Below are 18,051 nucleotides of genomic sequence, written 5' to 3'. Positions count from 1 at the left end.
CCATTAAATGCCGTTATGGCTCATCCGGCCCAAGGGAATAAACCGGGTAACCATTTTCTCGCCATTCCATCAGCAGCTGCTGCTGCGTGGCGGACGGCACTTCGCCACACCAGACCAGCAGGGTCTGGCCGTCGAAAAACTCAGGCTTAAGCTGAGCCAGCGAGTGCGCCAGAACATCCACGCGCCAGCCCTTCTGGGTAGCAATCCACGCTTCCAGCCACAGGCGGGTGGTATCGTGCACGTTCCAGCCGACTACCAGCGCATCTTTTCCGGCTTTGTTCTTCGCTGAGGCAAGGCAGACGGCAATATAGTTGATCAGCACCCCGTCGAGCATGCTGAGCAGCGCCTGCAGGGTGGACTGCTGGCACTGCAGGCGTCGACGGAGCGGAATGAAAAGATGGGAGATCAGCGTCTGTGCCGGATAGTCGCGGCCCTGCTCTTTTATCCATGCGCGCAGGCGCTGAAGATTGCCTGCCTGCAGGAGCCGCAGCAGGGTTTCCTGTTGTTCGCGCCAGAGGTGCTGCGTGTCCGGGTCGTCGTGGCTCAGCAGAGACTTCACTTTGCCGACCTGCACCCCGTTGTCGATCCAGCTCTTAATCTCGCGGATGCGGTCAATATCGGCCTCATTGAAAAGGCGATGCCCGCCGTCGGTCCTTTGCGGTTTGAGCAATCCATACCGTCGCTGCCACGCCCGTAGGGTAACGGGATTGATATCACAAAGGAGTGCCACTTCACCTATCGTGTAAAACGCCATATTCGCCCCCTGGCTTACGCGTTCCCAGCTTAACTGTAGACCCACTTTTGCGAACCAGGAAGGGTTGATTGATTTTTGAACAAACAATGCGAAGCATGCACGATATTCAGAAAAAGGTGTGATAACGGACACGATTTTGTGCTTTTTTGGAATGTTTCAAAGAAAGTAACCCCGCATCAGTGTATGTTACGCGTTTTTAGCGTGTGCGGTTTTGAGTATGTACGAGTTTAATCTGGTGCTGCTGTTGCTTCAGCAGATGTGCGTGTTTCTTGTCATTGCCTGGCTGATGAGCAAAACGCGCCTGTTTATCCCGCTGATGCAGGTCACCGTTCGTCTGCCGCATAAGTTGCTCTGCTACGTCACCTTCTCTATTTTCTGCATCATGGGGACTTATTTTGGTCTCCATATCGAAGACTCTATTGCCAACACGCGCGCGATTGGCGCGGTGATGGGGGGGCTGCTGGGCGGTCCCGTCGTCGGTGGCCTTGTCGGTTTAACCGGGGGGCTGCATCGCTATTCCATGGGCGGGATGACGGCGCTGAGCTGCATGATCTCCACGATCGTGGAAGGGCTGCTCGGCGGCCTGGTGCACAGCTATATGATTAAGCGCGGCCGTCCGGATAAAGTCTTCAGCCCGCTCACCGCCGGAGCCATTACCTTTGTGGCCGAAATGGCGCAGATGGCGATCATTCTGCTCATTGCCCGTCCGTTTGAAGATGCGCTTCACCTGGTCAGCAGCATTGCCGCCCCGATGATGGTGACTAACACCGTGGGTGCGGCGCTGTTTATGCGCATTCTGCTCGACAAGCGCGCTATGTTTGAGAAGTACACCTCGGCGTTTTCCGCCACGGCGCTGAAGGTCGCCGCCTCGACCGAAGGGATCCTGCGCCAGGGGTTTAACGAAGAAAACAGCATGAAGGTCGCGCAGGTGCTCTACAAGGAGCTGGATATCGGCGCGGTGGCCATAACCGACCGCGAGCGGCTGCTGGCTTTTACCGGCACCGGGGACGATCACCATCTGCCGGGTAAACCGATCTCCTCAGCCTATACGCTGCGCGCCATCGAAACCGGCGAAGTGGTGTATGCCGACGGTAACGAAGTGCCTTATCGCTGTTCGCTGCATCCGCAGTGCAAGCTGGGCTCCACGCTGGTGATTCCGCTGCGCGGGGAAAATCAGCGGGTGATGGGGACTATCAAGCTGTATGAGGCAAAAAACCGTCTTTTCAGCTCGATCAACCGCACGCTGGGGGAGGGGATCGCCCAGCTGCTGTCCGCACAAATCCTCGCCGGACAGTATGAGCGGCAGAAAGCCCTGCTGACGCAGTCTGAAATTAAGCTGCTGCATGCCCAGGTCAACCCGCATTTCCTGTTTAATGCCCTCAACACGCTCAAAGCGGTGATCCGCCGCGACAGCGATCAGGCCGCGCAGCTGGTGCAGTTTCTGTCGACCTTTTTCCGCAAGAACCTGAAGCGGCCGTCTGAGATCGTGACCCTCGCCGACGAGATTGAGCACGTGAACGCCTATCTGCAGATTGAGCAGGCGCGTTTCCAGTCGCGCCTGCAGGTGACGCTCTCCGTGCCGGACGAGCTGGCGTATCAGCACCTCCCGGCTTTTACCCTGCAGCCTATTGTCGAAAACGCCATTAAGCACGGCACGTCACAGCTCCTGGGTACAGGGGAGATAACCATTGCCGCCAGCCGTTTTAACCACCATCTGGTGCTGGATATTGAAGATAATGCCGGGCTTTACCAGCCTTCCGCCTCCGGCGGTTTAGGGATGAGCCTGGTGGATAAACGCCTGCGCGCCCATTTTGGCGATGACTGTGGCATTACCGTCGCCTGCGAGCCCGACCGATTTATCCGTATTACCGTACGACTGCCGCTGGAGGAAAACGCATGTTAAGAGTGCTGATTGTGGATGACGAGCCGCTGGCACGGGAAAACCTGCGCGTTCTGCTGCAGGAGCAGCCGGATATTGAGATTGTGGGGGAGTGCGCCAACGCCATTGAGGCCATCGGCGCGGTGCACAAGCTGCGCCCGGACGTGCTGTTCCTTGATATTCAGATGCCCCGCATCAGCGGGCTGGAGATGGTCGGCATGCTCGACCCGGAACATCGTCCCTACATCGTGTTTCTGACGGCGTTCGACGAATATGCCGTTAAGGCCTTTGAGGAGCACGCGTTTGACTATCTGCTCAAGCCGATCGAAGAGAAGCGCCTTGAAAAAACGCTCACCCGTTTACGCCAGGAGAGGACCGCACAGGACGTCACGCTGCTGCCGGAGAACCAGCAGCCGCTGAAGTTTATCCCCTGCACCGGGCACAGCCGGATCTATCTTCTGCAGATGGATGATGTGGCGTTCGTCAGCAGCCGCCTGAGCGGGGTGTTTGTCACCAGCGCGGAAGGGAACGAAGGATTTACCGAGCTGACACTGCGCACGCTCGAGAGCCGCACGCCGCTGATCCGCTGCCACCGCCAGTATCTGGTGAACATGGCGCACCTGAAGGAGATCCGCCTGGAAGATAACGGCCAGGCCGAACTGGTGCTGCGTGCCGGGCAAACGGTACCCGTCAGCCGCCGCTACCTGAAGAGTTTGAAAGAGGCGATTGGGCTGTAAAGCTGGTACACTGCGCGCCATTGCATCATCGACATTCGAAGGCTCTATGCTAAGTAACGATATTCTTCGTAGCCTGCGCTACACCCTGAAAGCGAACAATAACGACATGGTGCGCATTCTTGCGCTGTCCGACATGGAATCCACGTCTGCGGGTTTTGACACGTGGATGACCAAAGAAGACGAAGAGGGCTTTGTCCGCTGCCCTGATATCATTCTGTCGGGTTTCCTGAACGGCCTGATTTACGATAAGCGTGGCAAAGATCCTGCCGCGCCAGAGCTGGCGCTGGAGCGTCGCGTGAACAATAACACGGTGCTGAAAAAGCTGCGTATCGCGTTCTCGCTGAAAACGGACGATATCGTGGCGATCATGACCGAGCAAAAATTCCGCGTATCCGTGCCGGAAGTCACCGCCATGATGCGCGCGCCGGATCATAAAAACTACCGCGAGTGCGGCGACCAGTTCCTGCGTAATTTCCTGCGCGGGCTGACCCATCGGGTGCATCACCCGAAGGCGTAAAGGCGGTAGGGGCGGCCTGATGACCTCACCCCGACCCTCTCCCTCGGGGAGAGGGAGAAAACAAAATGCCATAAAAAAAGCCGGAGAGAATCTCCGGCTTTTTTGTTATTTCACCTGCTGACCCGGCTTCGCGCCTTCGTCAGGGCTTAACAGGAAGATATCTTTCCCGCCAGGGCCTGCGGCCATCACCATCCCTTCAGAGATGCCGAAGCGCATTTTACGCGGCGCCAGGTTCGCCACCATCACGGTCTGACGACCGATCAGCACCTGCGGGTCCGGGTAGGCTGAACGGATGCCGGAGAAGACGTTACGCTTCTCGCCGCCCAGATCCAGCGTCAGGCGCAGCAGTTTGTCAGAACCTTCCACGAATTCCGCGTTTTCGATCAGCGCCACGCGCAGGTCGACTTTAGCGAAATCGTCGAAGGTAATGGTTTCCTGAATCGGATCGTCTGCCAGCGGGCCGGTGACCGGTGCCGCAGCCGCTTTAACCTCTTCTTTAGACGCTTCTACCAGGGCTTCAACCTGCTTCATCTCGATGCGGTTGTACAGCGCTTTAAAGGTGTTCACCTTGTGGCCGAGCAGCGGCTGCTGGATGGCATCCCAGGTCAGTTCGGTGTTCAGGAACGCTTCGGCACGGGCCGCCAGCTGTGGCAGAACCGGCTTCAGGTACGTCATCAGCACGCGGAACAGGTTGATGCCCATAGAGCAGATCGCCTGCAGATCGGCATCGCGACCTTCCTGTTTAGCGACAACCCACGGTGCCTGCTCGTCCACGTAGCGGTTTGCCAGGTCGGCCAGCGCCATGATTTCGCGCACGGCTTTACCGAACTCACGAGTTTCCCACGCGTCGCCAATGGTAGCTGCCGCGTCGGTAAAGGTTTTGTACAGGGCAGGGTCAGCCAGTTCAGCGGCCATCACGCCGTCAAAGCGTTTGGCGATAAAGCCCGCGTTACGGGAGGCCAGGTTCACCACCTTGTTGACGATGTCCGCGTTCACGCGCTGCACGAAATCTTCCAGGTTCAGGTCGATATCGTCGATGCGGGAAGAGAGCTTCGCGGTGTAGTAGTAGCGCAGGCTGTCCGCATCGAAGTGGTTCAGCCAGGTGCTGGCCTTGATGAACGTCCCGCGGGACTTGGACATCTTGGCGCCGTTCACCGTCACGTAGCCGTGAACAAACAGGTTGGTTGGCTTGCGGAAGTTGCTGCCTTCCAGCATGGCCGGCCAGAACAGGCTGTGGAAGTAAACGATGTCTTTACCGATGAAGTGGTATAGCTCTACCGTGGAATCTTTCTTCCAGTATTCGTCGAAGCTCACGGTGTCGCCACGCTTGTCGCACAGGTTCTTGAAGGAGCCCATGTAGCCGATTGGCGCGTCCAGCCAGACGTAGAAGTATTTGCCCGGCGCGTTCGGGATTTCAAAGCCGAAGTACGGCGCATCGCGGGAGATATCCCACTGCTGCAGGCCGGATTCGAACCACTCCTGCATTTTGTTCGCCACCTGCTCCTGCAGCGCGCCGCTGCGGGTCCACGCCTGCAGCATTTCGCTGAAGGACGGCAGGTCGAAGAAGAAATGCTCGGAGTCACGCATGACAGGCGTGGTGCCTGAAACCACGGATTTCGGCTCGATAAGCTCGGTCGGGCTGTAGGTTGCGCCGCACACTTCGCAGTTATCGCCGTACTGGTCCGGGGATTTACATTTCGGACAGGTGCCTTTGACGAAACGGTCCGGCAGGAACATGCCTTTTTCCGGATCGTACAGCTGAGAGATGGTGCGGTTTTTGATAAAACCATTCTCTTTCAGACGGGTGTAGATCAGCTCCGACAGCTCGCGGTTTTCGTCGCTGTGCGTGGAGTGATAGTTGTCATAGCTGATGTCAAAGCCAGCAAAATCAGTCTGATGCTCCTGACTCATTTCGGCAATCATCTGCTCCGGGGAGATCCCCAGCTGCTGCGCTTTCAGCATGATCGGCGTGCCGTGGGCATCGTCCGCACAGATGAAATTAACCTCGTGGCCGCGCATTCGCTGGTAACGGACCCAGACATCAGCCTGGATATGCTCCAGCATGTGGCCGAGGTGGATTGAGCCGTTGGCGTACGGCAGTGCGCACGTTACCAGAATTTTCTTCGCGACTTGAGTCATAGTAGGCATTACTTCTTTTAACTGTGAAAAGGGTTTTCGATCTTACCAAAAGGGGCATTATTAAGTAAGCACAAACCACGGCCTTTCAGGTAAACTTGTTCATCTAAGGTCTTATTCACAAGAACAAAGGAGTCGGGATGAGTTCTCAATCCCAGGCCAAATCACCGGAAGCCTTACGAGCAATGGTCGCCGGGACGCTGGCTAACTTTCAGCATCCAACCCTGAAGCACAATCTCACTACGCTGAAAGCGTTACACCACGTTGCCTGGCTGGACGATACCCTGCACATTGAACTGCAGATGCCGTTCGTCTGGACCAGCGCCTTTGACGCACTGAAAGAGCAGACCAGCTCTGAGCTGCTGCGCATTACCGGCGCGAAGGCGATTGACTGGAAGCTGAGCCACAGCATTGCCACGCTGAAGCGTGTTAAAAACCAGCCGGGCATTAACGGCGTGAAAAACATTATCGCCGTCAGTTCGGGCAAGGGTGGGGTAGGTAAATCCTCCACGGCCGTCAACCTGGCGCTGGCGCTGGCGGCGGAAGGGGCAAAGGTCGGTATTCTTGATGCCGATATCTACGGCCCGTCTATTCCGAACATGCTGGGCGCGGAAAACCAGCGTCCAACCTCACCGGACGGCACCCACATGGCGCCAATCATGGCGCACGGTCTGGCGACCAACTCCATCGGTTATCTGGTGACTGACGATAACGCCATGGTCTGGCGCGGCCCGATGGCCAGCAAAGCGCTGCTGCAGATGCTGCAGGAGACGATGTGGCCGGATCTGGATTATCTGGTACTGGATATGCCGCCGGGCACCGGTGACATTCAGCTGACGCTGGCGCAAAACATTCCGGTCACGGGGACCGTTGTGGTGACCACGCCGCAGGATATCGCGCTGATCGACGCCAAAAAAGGCATCGTAATGTTCGAGAAGGTGGAAGTGCCGGTGCTCGGTATCGTTGAGAACATGAGCATGCACATCTGCAGCAACTGCGGTCACCACGAACCTATCTTCGGTACCGGTGGCGCAGAAAAACTGGCCGCGAAGTATCACACCCAACTGCTTGGGCAGATGCCGCTGCACATTACCCTGCGTGAAGATTTGGACAGCGGAAAACCGACGGTCGTCAGCCGTCCGGACAGCGAATTTGCAGATATGTATCGCCAGCTGGCGGGACGCGTTGCGGCGCAGCTCTACTGGCAGGGCGAAGTGATCCCGGGCGAAATCGCGTTCCGCGCGGTGTAATTCCCCAGCGCTGGATTGCCGGGTGGCGGCTTCGCCTTACCCGGCCTACGAAATACGGTTTTGTAGGTCAGGTAAGCGAAGCGCCACCTGACTTTACCCAAGCCGATAATGCATCAGATAGTACTCTCCGTCCGGAGAATCACCCGTCGCCTCAATGTGCCAGCCGTGCCGCTGGTAAAACGCAATAGCCCGCGCATTCTTCACCAGACACTTAAGCGAACCCGTACTGGTAAACGTTTTTTGCACGTGTTCAAGCAACTCATGCCCGACGCCCATGCTCTGATACTGCGGATCTACAAACAGGTTGTGCAGGAAATTATCGTTCGTCCAGACGGAAGCAAAACCCAGGCGATGGCCGTTCTGCGTGGCAACCCAAATCACTTCGTCACGCGTTACCGCGTCAAAGTCTTCAAGCTGCCAGTCTGAACTGTCCAGCCATGGCCAGGCTTCACGCCGGGCGTGGAGGAAAAGCGTGCGCAGGAAAGGGCGATCGCTTTCCTGCCAGGGGCGAATCAGGATGGTATTAGCGGTGATAGAAAATATCTCCATTGTAGGCTTTGTAGATTTTGCCATCCGCATCGCCGATCAGCACATAGTTCTCGCCCATGTAGGTCCAGTGGGTTCCGGCATACGGAGCCGGCAGGTTACGCAGCTGGTACTGTTTGATGGTGTACTCCGGCGTTTGATACTGCGCCGGCGCCGTGTCGCCAATTTTGAATTTCGTGAAGTCAGCGATGAACTCTTGTTCTTCATAGGCCTTGATGCCGGATGCCGCTTGTGGTGCTGCATTCGCCGCGCTTGCCAGAGACATCACGACACCCAGAAGCAGCCATTTACACTTAGCCATTTTTTCTCCAGTTGAACGGTTTTTAAGTTTGATTTTGCCTGTCAACAATACGGCAACCTGCCTATTTTAAATATCAGACTATGGCTTGTTCGAAAAAAAATGTAACAAAAATGAACCTACCTGATAACCGTTTTCCGTTTGGTAAGCCTCATCGATGAAATGATCTTCACCAGCAAACAGACGCGACACTTCTTTACAGCATAGTGGTGTAATGCCCGCTAAGATGACCTCCGTTAAAACACGAGGTCACAATGGACAACCGCAAAATCAATCGACTGCGCCGCTGGGCGCGGGAAGGGATAATACTCGTTCTGCTGACGCTGGCCGTAGTGTGGGGTGTGGATCAATACCGAAAACCGATGCTCCCCGCCAGTTTTAGCGCAACACCGATGCAGAGCATCGAAGGCAACATTCACGATATCGCGGCGCTCAGCCAGGAGCGCCCGCTGCTGATTTACGTCTGGGCGACCTGGTGCAGCATATGCCGTTATACGACGCCCTCGGTTAATCAACTGGCAGAAGAGGGAGGGAACGTGGTGAGTATCGCCATGCGTTCTGGTGACAATGCAAAGCTTGCGCGCTGGGTTGAAAAGAAACAGCTGAAAATGCCGGTGATTAACGATGCAAACGGTGCGCTGTCGCAGGCGTGGCAGGTGAGCGTGACGCCAACGCTGGTGGTTGTGTCGAAGGGGAACGTGGTGAGTACCACAACGGGCTGGACGAGCTACTGGGGATTGAAATTTAGGATGTGGTGGGCAGGGCTGTAAAAATAACCCCTCTCCCGGCGGAAGAGGGGTGTTGTATTACTTAGCCAGAACTTCCTGCGCAGTGCGCTCAACCAGAGACAGCAGGATTTTGATATCTTCCAGCGTCACGGTTGGGTTCAGCAGCGTCAGCTTCAGGCAGGTCACGCCGTTATGCTCGGTCACACCGACGTTCGCACGGCCGGATTCCAGCAGCGCGTCACCAATTTTCTGGTTCAGCAGGGCGATGCCCGCGTCATCCATCTGCACCTGTCCACGGAAGCGGAACAGAACGCTTGCCAGCTGCGGCTGCATAACCAGTTCCAGCGCAGGCTGCGCTTTCACGTAGGCCGCAACCTGCTGCGCCAGGGTCACGCCGTGATCGATGATCGCCGCGTATTGCTCCTGACCCAGCGCTTCCAGGCTCATCCACAGCTTCAGCGCGTCAAAACGACGGGTGGTCTGCAGAGACTTGGACACCAGGTTAGGCACGCCCGCTTCTTCATCGAACTCAGAGTTCAGGTAAGCCGCCTGATAGCGCATCAGCTCATAGTGACGCGCTTCTTTCAGCAGGAACGCGCCGCAGCTGATGGTCTGGAAGAACTGTTTGTGGAAGTCCAGGGTCACAGAATCCACCAGCTCAATGCCGTCAAGGTACTGACGATACTGCTCAGACATCAGCAGCGCGCCGCCCCAGGCTGCATCAACGTGTACCCAGATGTTCTGCTTCGCGGCCAGTTCTGCAATCGCGCGCAGCGGGTCGATAGCACCGGCATCGGTGGTACCTGCCGTCGCGACGATCGCCAGAATCTGCTCGCCGTTCGCATTGCACTGTTCAATTTTCGCCGCCAGATCGGTCAGATCCATGCGGGAGAATTCGTCCGTTTTCACCTGCACCACGGACTGGTAGCCCAGGCCCATCAGCGCCATGTTTTTCTGCACGGAGAAGTGCGCGTTCTCGGAGCACAGTACGCGGATCTTACGCAGATCGCCTACCAGGCCGTCCTGCTGAACGGAATGACCCTGACGCGCAAAGAACGCATCGCGCGCCAGCATCAGGCCCATCAGGTTGCTCTGGGTACCGCCGCTGGTGAAGACACCCGCGTCGCCAGCCTGATAACCCACGCGGGTACGCAGCCACTCGATCAGTTTGATCTCAATGATGGTTGCGGACGGGCTTTGATCCCAGGAGTCCATACTCTGGTTAGTGGCGTTGATCAGCACTTCCGCCGCCTGGCTTACGACCAGGCTTGGGCAGTGCAGGTGCGCCACACACTGCGGGTGATGAACGGACAGGCTGTCTTTCAGGAAGAACTCCACGGCGCGTTCAATCGCCGCTTCGTTGCCCAGCCCTTTCGGGTTGAAATCCAGCTTAATACGGTCGCGCAGTTCCGCGACCGTTTTGCCCTGGTACATCTCAGGCTGTTTCAGCCACTGCATCACAGCCTGAGTGCTTTGTTCAATCGCCTGCTGGTAAGCTTCAATGCTCTGCGCAGAGGAGAACAAAATTGGGTTTGAATCAGACATCGTAATCAACAACTCCGGTTACGCCGGGCGAACGCCCGCAGCAAGCAGTGCCTGCTCAAATTTATCCAGGAAGATCTTCAGCTCTTCATCGCTGATCAGCAGAGACGGCAGCAGACGCAGAACGATACCGTTACGACCACCGCGCTCCAGAATCAGACCGGCTTCGAAGCACTTCTTCTGAATCAGTGCAGACAGCTCGCCGTCGCCCGGGAAGCAGCCCATGTGGTCTGCGGCTTCGTGTGGCTTAACGATCTCGATACCGATCATCATGCCCAGACCGCGAACGTGGCCGATAACCGGGTAACGTTTCGCCATCTCTTTCAGCTGGCTTTTCAGCCATTCGCCTTGCGCAGCCACTTTGCCTGCGATGTTCTGGTCTTTCAGGATTTTCAGCGTCGTCAGACCGGTTGCCATCGCCAGCTGGTTGCCGCGGAAGGTACCGGTGTGGTGACCTGGGGCCCATGCGTCGAACTGCTTTTTGATGCCGAGCACGGCCAGCGGCAGACCGCCACCGACTGCTTTAGACATCACGATGATGTCTGGCTCGATGCCCGCGTGTTCGAAGGCGAAGAATTTACCGGTACGGGCAAAGCCAGCCTGAACTTCGTCGAGGATCAGCAGAATTCCGTGTTCCTGAGTCACTTTACGGATGCGCTGCAGCCACTCAGCCGGAGCCGGGTTCACGCCGCCTTCGCCCTGAACCGCTTCCAGGATCACAGCTGCAGGCTTACGCACGCCGCTTTCAACGTCGTTGATCAGGTTATCGAAGTAGTAAGTCAGCGCCTTCACGCCCGCTTCACCACCGATACCCAGCGGGCAACGGTATTCGTGCGGGTAAGGCATGAACTGGACTTCTGGCATCATACCGTCAACCGCTTCTTTCGGAGACAGGTTGCCGGTCACGGACAGTGCGCCGTGAGTCATGCCGTGGTAACCACCAGAGAAGCTGATGATACCGCTACGACCGGTCACTTTTTTCGCCAGCTTCAGCGCCGCTTCAACGGCGTCAGCACCGGATGGACCGGTGAACTGCAGGCAGTACTCTTTGCCCTGACCAGGCAGCAGAGAGAGCAGGTATTCAGAAAACGCGTCTTTCAGAGGCGTAGTCAGATCCAGGGTATGTAACGGCAAGCCGCTGGTAATGACATTTTGGATGCTTTTCAGCACATCAGGATGGTTATGGCCAAGCGCAAGGGTCCCCGCGCCTGCTAAACAGTCAAGGTATTCTTTATTATCTGCATCGGTGATCCACACGCCTTCTGCTTTAGTGATGGCTAAAGGCAGTTTGCGCGGATAACTCCTGACGTTAGATTCAAACTCGGCCTGACGGGCCAGATAGGTTTCGTTGCTTTTGTGGGCATCTACGGTGTCAATACGGACTTTATCCGTCATCATATCACTCCTACAACCGCCGCTTCGTTATGAGCCACGATTGAATAAAAAGTTAAAAAACAGATGGGGGCCTGAAAAAAACGCCGCCAATATAGAGCCTTTTGCCACGGGGCTCAATGGTTAATTTGTTTACTGTTTTGTGACACGCGGCTGTAGCGAGGAAATATCCCCATTTTTAAAAAGAAAATTGCATTTTATGCCAAATAAAAACAGCGGGTTATGGCCCGTTTACCCGGTGTGTAAAGACACGGAAAAGAGTGTGACAAAACGTGCCATCGAACGGCAAAAAAGAGGGGAACGCTCCCTGTTTTTGGGTCATGGGCAAAAAAGCAGGCTTACGTTACATGCGCAACGGAATCACGCAGTAAAAATGGACTTTCTACGCGCGTGGTTTCCAGATGCTCTTCACCGTTAATAATATGCAAGGCGCTCAGGCGACCAATTTCATAGTGCGGCAGTTGAACCGTCGTGAGTGGCGGCAGGAACAACTCTCCAATACCCACCATATTGTCATAGCCGATAACGGCGACATCTTCCGGTATGCGAAGCCCTTGCCCCAGCAGCGTCTGATACACCATAAACGCGATACGATCGTTGCCGCAGATAACCGCGTCAAACCGGGGAATGCCATTCTGGATGTGAGCCAGCAACACTGACGGAATGTCGCGGTAGTGCTCATCGCCGGGTGCCATATAGCTGTGCGCCAGGCCGTCCGGATCGAGCCCCGCTTCACGGCATGCACGCTCCAGCCCCTGACGACGACGGGTTGTGGCCAGATGCCCCTCAGGCAAATGCAGGCAGAGAGGTCGTCGATAACCCTCCGCGAGTAACGCCCGCACGGCGGTATATTGCCCCTGTTCATCATCGGGAATATAGCTGGCAACCTTTTCGCCGTCACTTTCGCAGTTGGCCAGCACGCAGGGAAGGGTGAGGAGTTTAGCCGGGAGAGGAACCTGACGTAGCCCCATGGTGGTGTAGATAATTCCGTCAGGCCGATGAGAGAGAAGAAGGTCGACAATGGCGTCCGGGTTGTCATCGGTAAACATATTCATCACGAAGCTGTTCCAGCCGTGCATTCTGGCCGTCTCTTCAATCGACAGCGTGATCTCCACCGAAAAAGGTGTCGTCACCGTATCGAGCGCCAGTACGCCTATGGTTTTAGGCGAGGCATGCGCGCCGCGTATTTTCTTGGCGGACAGGTCAGGAACGTAGCTGGTCTGCTCGATAGCCAGCTGAACGCGCGCCAGCGTTTCAGGTTTAAGGCGCTCCGGGCTATTCAGCGCGCGGGAGACCGTCATCAGCGATACGTTAGCCAGCTTTGCGACGTCCTTCAGGGAAGCCATTTTCTTACTCCGTTAATGCTCTGTGGGAAAGGGTATACAACTAAGTCGCTGATGTAAAAGGAAGGCTGATGCACAGGCCAGGCCATATTTAATTCAGTGATGAATATTTGATCGCGATCTCACTCTATCAATGTTAACGTTAACTTTCGTGATTAACATCTTAAATTTCCGCCAAACCGTATGAGAAAGCATAAATGTTAACGTTACCATAATGTCATTACTCCAACATGAGAATGTCATGATGAAAACGCATCACTCTCACAGCTACCCTTTATTAAGCGCATTACTGTTTTTCTTTTTTGTCACATGGTCATCTTCCGGCTCGTTGCTCTCTATCTGGCTCCATCAGGAGGTGGGGTTAAAGGCAGGGGATACGGGAGTCATCTATGCCGTGCTGTCCGTCTCCGCGCTGTGCGCGCAAATCTGCTACGGCTTCATTCAGGACAAACTTGGCCTGCGCAAAAACCTGCTCTGGTTTCTGACCAGCCTGCTCATTCTTTCTGGCCCGGCCTTCCTGCTGTTTGGTTATCTGCTGCAAATTAACGTGTTACTCGGCAGTATTTTCGGTGGGATTTATATCGGGCTGACGTTTAACGGCGGAATAGGGGTACTGGAGTCCTATACCGAGCGCGTGGCCCGCCAGAGTCAGTTTGAGTTTGGCAAGGCGAGGATGTGGGGATCGCTGGGCTGGGCGGCAGCAACCTTTTTTGCCGGGCTCCTGTTTAACATTAACCCGAAGCTGAACTTCGCGGTGGCGAGCTGCGCCGGGCTGGTGTTTTTTGTTTTGCTGGCGCGCCTAAGAGTCTCTTCGGCCCCGCACGCCATGCAGGAGGCGGTATCCGGCGGTAAGGTCACGCTGGAAGATGCCTTGCGCCTGCTGACGCTACCGCGGTTCTGGGCGCTGGTGTTTTTTGTTATCGGCACCTGTATTTATGGCGTCTACGACCAGCAGTTCCCGGTCTATTTCTCCTCACAGTTCCCGACGCTGCAGGAAGGAAACGCCATGTACGGCTATCTCAACTCCTTCCAGGTTTTCCTTGAGGCGGCGGGCATGTTTTGCGCCCCGTGGCTGGTGAATCGCCTCGGTGCGAAAAACGGCCTGATTTTCGCCGGAATGGTGATGGCGATGCGTATGGTGGCATCGGGTCTGGTTGAGGGACCGGTGTTGATCTCCATTACCAAGCTATTGCACGCGGTTGAGCTGCCCGTTTTGCTGGTCTCCATCTTTAAATACAACAGCCTGCATTTTGATAAGCGACTCTCTTCCACCCTCTATCTGGTGGGCTTTGCCTGTACAAGCTCGGTGATTGCCTCGGTGCTGTCGCCGCTGGCAGGTTACAGCTATGAGAAATACGGCTTTGCCCAGTCCTATCTCATCATGGGGCTACTGGTCTTCAGCACCACGTTTATCTCCATCTTCCTGTTGCGCTCGGGTAAGTCCTCTTCTGACCCGCTCATGCCGCAACCTTCCACCATCTGATCAAAGAGTAGAGAAATGACGTATTCCATTACGAAAGCAGAACAGGAACTTCAGTCCAGACGCGAAGGGCTTAACCTGCGCTGGTATCCCCGTTACCACCTCGCTGCGCGAGCTGGCTGGATGAACGACCCTAATGGCCTGGTGTGGTTTGACGGCTGGTATCACGCGTTTTACCAGCATCATCCGTATTCGACCCAGTGGGGGCCGATGCACTGGGGCCATGCGCGCAGCAAGGATTTAGTTCACTGGGAGCACCTCCCTGTTGCGCTGGCACCGGAAGGACCAGACGACAAGGACGGCTGTTTTTCTGGCTCGGCGGTGGTGGATGGCGACACGCTGGCGCTGATCTACACCGGCCACAAATTCCACGGCGATCCTGGCGATGAGGCTAATCTCTACCAGGTTCAGTGCCTGGCAACCAGCCGTGACGGCATCCAGTTTGTGCGGCACGGGACAGTCATTAATACACCGCCCGGGCTGCATCACTTCCGCGACCCGAAAGTGTGGCGTGAAGGGGAGAGCTGGTACATGGTTGTCGGCGCGCGCGACGGTGAGACGGGCCAGGTGCGCGTATACCGTTCTGCCGATCTGCGCGAGTGGCTGGATACGGGCGTGCTTGCGGTGGCTGAAAAAGAGATGGGCTATATGTGGGAATGCCCGGACTTTTTTACCCTCAACGGTAAACGCGTGCTGATGTTTTCGCCTCAGGGGCTGGCGGCAGAGGGATTCAAAAATCGTAATCTTTTCCAGAGCGGCTACCTGTTGGGCGAGTGGCAGCCCGGCCAACCTTTTGTGCGTGAAGGGGAATTTGTGGAGATGGATCGCGGGCATGATTTCTATGCGCCGCAAAGTTTCCTGACTCCTGACGGCCGCCGCATTGTTATCGGCTGGCTGGACATGTGGGAATCGCCCCTGCCGGAACAGCAGGATGGCTGGGCGGGTATGCTTTCTTTACCGCGCGAGCTGACGCTGAGTGCGGATAACCATCTGCAAATGCGGCCAGCCAGAGAAGTTGAAGCCCTGCGCGGGGCGTGGTTCCCCTGGCCGATAAGTACACTTAATAACCAGCAGATGACGCTGGTGGAACACTGCGATGCGATGGAGGTCATTCTGCAATGGGATTGCACGAATAGCAGCGCGGAGCAATACGGCATTCGTCTCGGCGACGGCTTACGCCTCTATGTTGATGCCCAGATGCAGCGCCTGGTGCTGGAGCGACACTATCCACAGTATGGCCTGTGCGGTACCCGAAGCGTCGCGCTTAACCTGAACGACGCGCTCAGCCTGCGCCTGTTTTTTGACTGCTCTTCGGTGGAAGTGTTTGTTAACGAAGGTGAGGCGTGCCTCAGCAGCCGTATTTATCCTGATGCCGAATGCCGCGAGCTGGCGTTATTTGCCTGGACGGGAGGAGCATCGCTTATTCATGGCGGGGCGTGGCAGTTAGAGTAAATGTGTATTTAGTCATGTGCTAAAATAAAGCCCCATACAAATGGGGCTATGTAAATCTTATCAGGAGGGAGCGTAGTGCTAAGATCACATTTTTGATAATTGTGCGTTTACAACTCTCTCTTTCTCGACAACCAGCTGCATAATATAGTTACCCTTGTGCCATAAACCCTTATTTGGCTTCCAGCCTTTCGAAAGCAGATATTCAGCAGCATCAGATATTGGCTTATTCATAACGTGATCCGCTTCACCTGAAAACTGTTTAACATCGCCGCTTGCTTTGGCAGGCCTGCTGTCACAACGACCCGCAGCATCCATAACCTGAGTGCAGCCTTCAGGAAAAGGCTTATGTGCTGATTGTGCAAGTTGAGCAGCATTCTCCAAAGCCTGTTTTTCTGCAGCAGCGTTAATGGCTGATGTGCGGTTTTGCTCTGCAATATAACAAGCGTCTTTACTCACCCCCTTGCTTTGACAATCCGCCATCCGTTGCGCTGGTGAGGAACACGCAGCAAGAGATAATACTGCCGCTATCATCATTAACTTTTTCATTATTGCCTCAGTAATTACAATTATAAATATAGGTGCCTAACATCAAGCCGATCCATATCCCTAATAAAATAAAAATGAGATACAAAACAGCGGAGATAAAAATGTACTTTGTCATTTTCTTTGCGGGCAGCAATGTATTGAGTTATAGCCAGCTGATTAAAACTCATGGGCGATTTTTTTAGCTCACTGGCATTTTGTTTTAATACTGTAACATCACCATCCGTAAGATGCGGACGCCGCAACAATTTCATTGCCGTTAGATGTACCTGATGTAGAGAGGGTAGCAGCTACATTCTCAGCGAACTTATGACGGTAGCCGATTGCATAACCTTGCGCATCTTTGAAGTTGGCAGCACCGACGGCAACCGCGTTATCTGTATCAACGTAATGCAAACCAGCAAGAGAAGCAGCGCCAGCGATACCAGCACGATATTCCTTGCGATCCTCATTCTGCTGATTCTCCAGAGAAGAGAACTTAGCGTTATTTTGACTCTCTAACGCAATAATACGTGATTCATGATTCGCTAATTGTGCGCTGTGATTCTGAATCGTCGCTTCCTGTGTTTGCTGGCGTGACTGAACGGTAGCAACAGCAGCTTTATTCGCTGCGGCTACCGTTTGTGCATCGACAGCTAAAGATTGCGCATAAGCGCCCGTATTAAATGCCTGAGTCGCTTTGCCAGAGGCATCCTGAAGTGCTTGATCTTGTCTATCCTGATCGGCGTTGAAAATGCTTTTATCTACCTTACTTGCTAGCGCTTGATTGTTGGCGTCTGCTTTGTTGTTCGCATTGGTCGCGGTGATGTCAGTTTTATCTATTCTCGTGTTTGTATCAATAATTGCTTGACCGTTAGTAATAACGCCTTGTAAAGCCGCGTCTGCTTTATTATTAGTGTTATCAATCAATATATTCTGTTTGTTATCAGTGATTGTCTGATCTGCTTTGTAATCGTCGACTTTCTGGTTAAGGATAGCGTTAGCTTGAGTGTTAGCATTTACGCCATCTTTAGCGGTGTTAGCTGTATCTTGTGCTTTATTAATAGCTGTATTTGCTCTGTCAATATCGCCCTGAAGGTTATAGATTTGCCCGTCTTGCTTAATGTTACTCCCCTCAATGTTATCAAGGTTATAGGCGGTTTTATCGGTACCCTGAATTTGAATGTGAGCACCTGGATTGTTGACGTTATCGTCAAGGTTTATGTTTGCTTCCGCAGCATTTGCAGTATTCATTGAACCAGCAAACACAAAACCAAAAACAGCGATAGCTGTTGTATTTAAATAGTTCATTTTAAAGCTCTCATCATCACTACAAGAAAAAATAAAGTAAGGGCGCTATCCTGGCGGGAAGATACAACGCCTTGTTATATCTGAAATAATTCACTATTAACGTTGAAAATTTTGGTTTGATAACTTATTTCGTAACGTGCAGTAACTATCTATGAATGTGTAAT

At 54.5% G+C, this 18,051-nt stretch carries 16 protein-coding genes; 7 read left to right on the top strand and 9 right to left on the bottom strand.

What is annotated here, in order from left to right; genetic code table 11:
- Positions 1–13: 13 nt before the first annotated feature.
- Positions 14–754: an HTH-type transcriptional regulator MlrA gene (gene mlrA, locus KGP22_RS14630; RefSeq protein ID WP_115875827.1), complete on the bottom strand. Its 741-nt coding sequence runs from the start codon at positions 752–754 to the stop codon at positions 14–16.
- A 217-nt stretch (positions 755–971) separates the two neighbouring features.
- Here mlrA and KGP22_RS14625 point away from each other — a divergent pair, with 217 nt between their 5' ends.
- Genes KGP22_RS14625 through KGP22_RS14615 form a run of 3 tightly spaced genes read left to right on the top strand, consistent with a single transcriptional unit; the run spans position 972 to position 3,887 of the window.
- Positions 972–2,657, top strand: a complete 1,686-nt coding sequence (locus KGP22_RS14625) for a sensor histidine kinase (protein ID WP_223579723.1) — start codon at positions 972–974, stop codon at positions 2,655–2,657.
- On the top strand, positions 2,651–3,370 hold the full coding sequence (gene btsR / locus KGP22_RS14620; RefSeq protein ID WP_045908659.1) for a two-component system response regulator BtsR: 720 nt from the start codon (positions 2,651–2,653) through the stop codon (positions 3,368–3,370). Before KGP22_RS14625 ends, btsR begins: the two co-directional genes overlap by 7 nt.
- A 46-nt stretch (positions 3,371–3,416) precedes the next feature.
- Entirely contained in the window at positions 3,417–3,887 is a 471-nt protein-coding gene (locus tag KGP22_RS14615) for a DUF1456 family protein (RefSeq protein ID WP_149366490.1), read from the top strand.
- A 105-nt stretch (positions 3,888–3,992) separates the two neighbouring features.
- Here the strand turns inward: KGP22_RS14615 and metG are convergent, their stop codons facing one another.
- Positions 3,993–6,026, bottom strand: coding sequence for a methionine--tRNA ligase (gene metG / locus KGP22_RS14610; RefSeq protein ID WP_223579721.1), 2,034 nt, complete (start codon positions 6,024–6,026; stop codon positions 3,993–3,995).
- 137 nt (positions 6,027–6,163) lie between these two features.
- On the opposite strand from metG, the gene apbC reads away from it, so the two are divergent.
- Positions 6,164–7,273 carry an iron-sulfur cluster carrier protein ApbC gene (gene apbC, locus KGP22_RS14605; RefSeq protein ID WP_223579695.1) on the top strand — a complete coding sequence of 370 codons (1,110 nt, stop codon included), beginning with the start codon at positions 6,164–6,166 and terminating at the stop codon, positions 7,271–7,273.
- A gap of 93 nt (positions 7,274–7,366) precedes the next feature.
- Here the strand turns inward: apbC and KGP22_RS14600 are convergent, their stop codons facing one another.
- Positions 7,367–7,846, bottom strand: coding sequence for a GNAT family N-acetyltransferase (locus tag KGP22_RS14600; protein ID WP_223579692.1), 480 nt, complete (start codon positions 7,844–7,846; stop codon positions 7,367–7,369).
- Positions 7,797–8,120 (bottom strand): RcnB family protein, encoded by a 324-nt coding sequence (locus KGP22_RS14595; RefSeq protein WP_223579689.1) that lies wholly within the window; start codon positions 8,118–8,120, stop codon positions 7,797–7,799. The genes KGP22_RS14600 and KGP22_RS14595 overlap by 50 nt, the downstream gene beginning before the upstream one ends.
- A gap of 251 nt (positions 8,121–8,371) precedes the next feature.
- Between KGP22_RS14595 and KGP22_RS14590 the strand changes: the two genes are divergently transcribed.
- A complete protein-coding gene (locus KGP22_RS14590) occupies positions 8,372–8,887 on the top strand; it encodes a protein disulfide oxidoreductase (RefSeq protein ID WP_111965989.1) in 516 nt (171 codons plus the stop codon).
- Between the two features lie 36 nt (positions 8,888–8,923).
- Here the strand turns inward: KGP22_RS14590 and KGP22_RS14585 are convergent, their stop codons facing one another.
- From KGP22_RS14585 to KGP22_RS14575, 3 genes are all read right to left on the bottom strand, one after another.
- Positions 8,924–10,390 carry an aspartate aminotransferase family protein gene (locus KGP22_RS14585; protein WP_223579686.1) on the bottom strand — a complete coding sequence of 489 codons (1,467 nt, stop codon included), beginning with the start codon at positions 10,388–10,390 and terminating at the stop codon, positions 8,924–8,926.
- A gap of 18 nt (positions 10,391–10,408) precedes the next feature.
- Positions 10,409–11,785 (bottom strand): diaminobutyrate--2-oxoglutarate transaminase, encoded by a 1,377-nt coding sequence (locus KGP22_RS14580; protein ID WP_047624397.1) that lies wholly within the window; start codon positions 11,783–11,785, stop codon positions 10,409–10,411.
- A gap of 332 nt (positions 11,786–12,117) precedes the next feature.
- Positions 12,118–13,125, bottom strand: a complete 1,008-nt coding sequence (locus KGP22_RS14575; protein ID WP_223579683.1) for a LacI family DNA-binding transcriptional regulator — start codon at positions 13,123–13,125, stop codon at positions 12,118–12,120.
- Between the two features lie 238 nt (positions 13,126–13,363).
- Between KGP22_RS14575 and KGP22_RS14570 the strand changes: the two genes are divergently transcribed.
- Complete coding sequence (locus KGP22_RS14570) at positions 13,364–14,605, top strand: MFS transporter (protein ID WP_119312181.1); 1,242 nt, start codon at positions 13,364–13,366, stop codon at positions 14,603–14,605.
- A gap of 15 nt (positions 14,606–14,620) precedes the next feature.
- Positions 14,621–16,054 (top strand): glycoside hydrolase family 32 protein, encoded by a 1,434-nt coding sequence (locus tag KGP22_RS14565; protein ID WP_149366499.1) that lies wholly within the window; start codon positions 14,621–14,623, stop codon positions 16,052–16,054.
- 84 nt (positions 16,055–16,138) lie between these two features.
- On the opposite strand, the gene KGP22_RS14560 is transcribed toward KGP22_RS14565, so the two are convergent.
- Together KGP22_RS14560 and KGP22_RS14555 are read right to left on the bottom strand one after the other, a co-directional pair.
- Complete coding sequence (locus KGP22_RS14560) at positions 16,139–16,600, bottom strand: hypothetical protein (RefSeq protein ID WP_149366500.1); 462 nt, start codon at positions 16,598–16,600, stop codon at positions 16,139–16,141.
- A 213-nt stretch (positions 16,601–16,813) separates the two neighbouring features.
- The gene (locus KGP22_RS14555) at positions 16,814–17,887 is read right to left on the bottom strand and encodes a YadA C-terminal domain-containing protein (protein WP_223579681.1); all 1,074 of its coding nucleotides are present in this window, start codon (positions 17,885–17,887) and stop codon (positions 16,814–16,816) included.
- Between the last annotated feature and the right edge of the window lie 164 nt (positions 17,888–18,051).

The sequence above is a fragment of the Enterobacter sp. JBIWA005 genome, assembly GCF_019968805.1.
GTDB lineage: Bacteria > Pseudomonadota > Gammaproteobacteria > Enterobacterales > Enterobacteriaceae > Enterobacter > Enterobacter vonholyi.
Note: the sequence above shows the minus strand (reverse complement) of the source record. Positions and strands in the feature narration are given on the sequence as shown.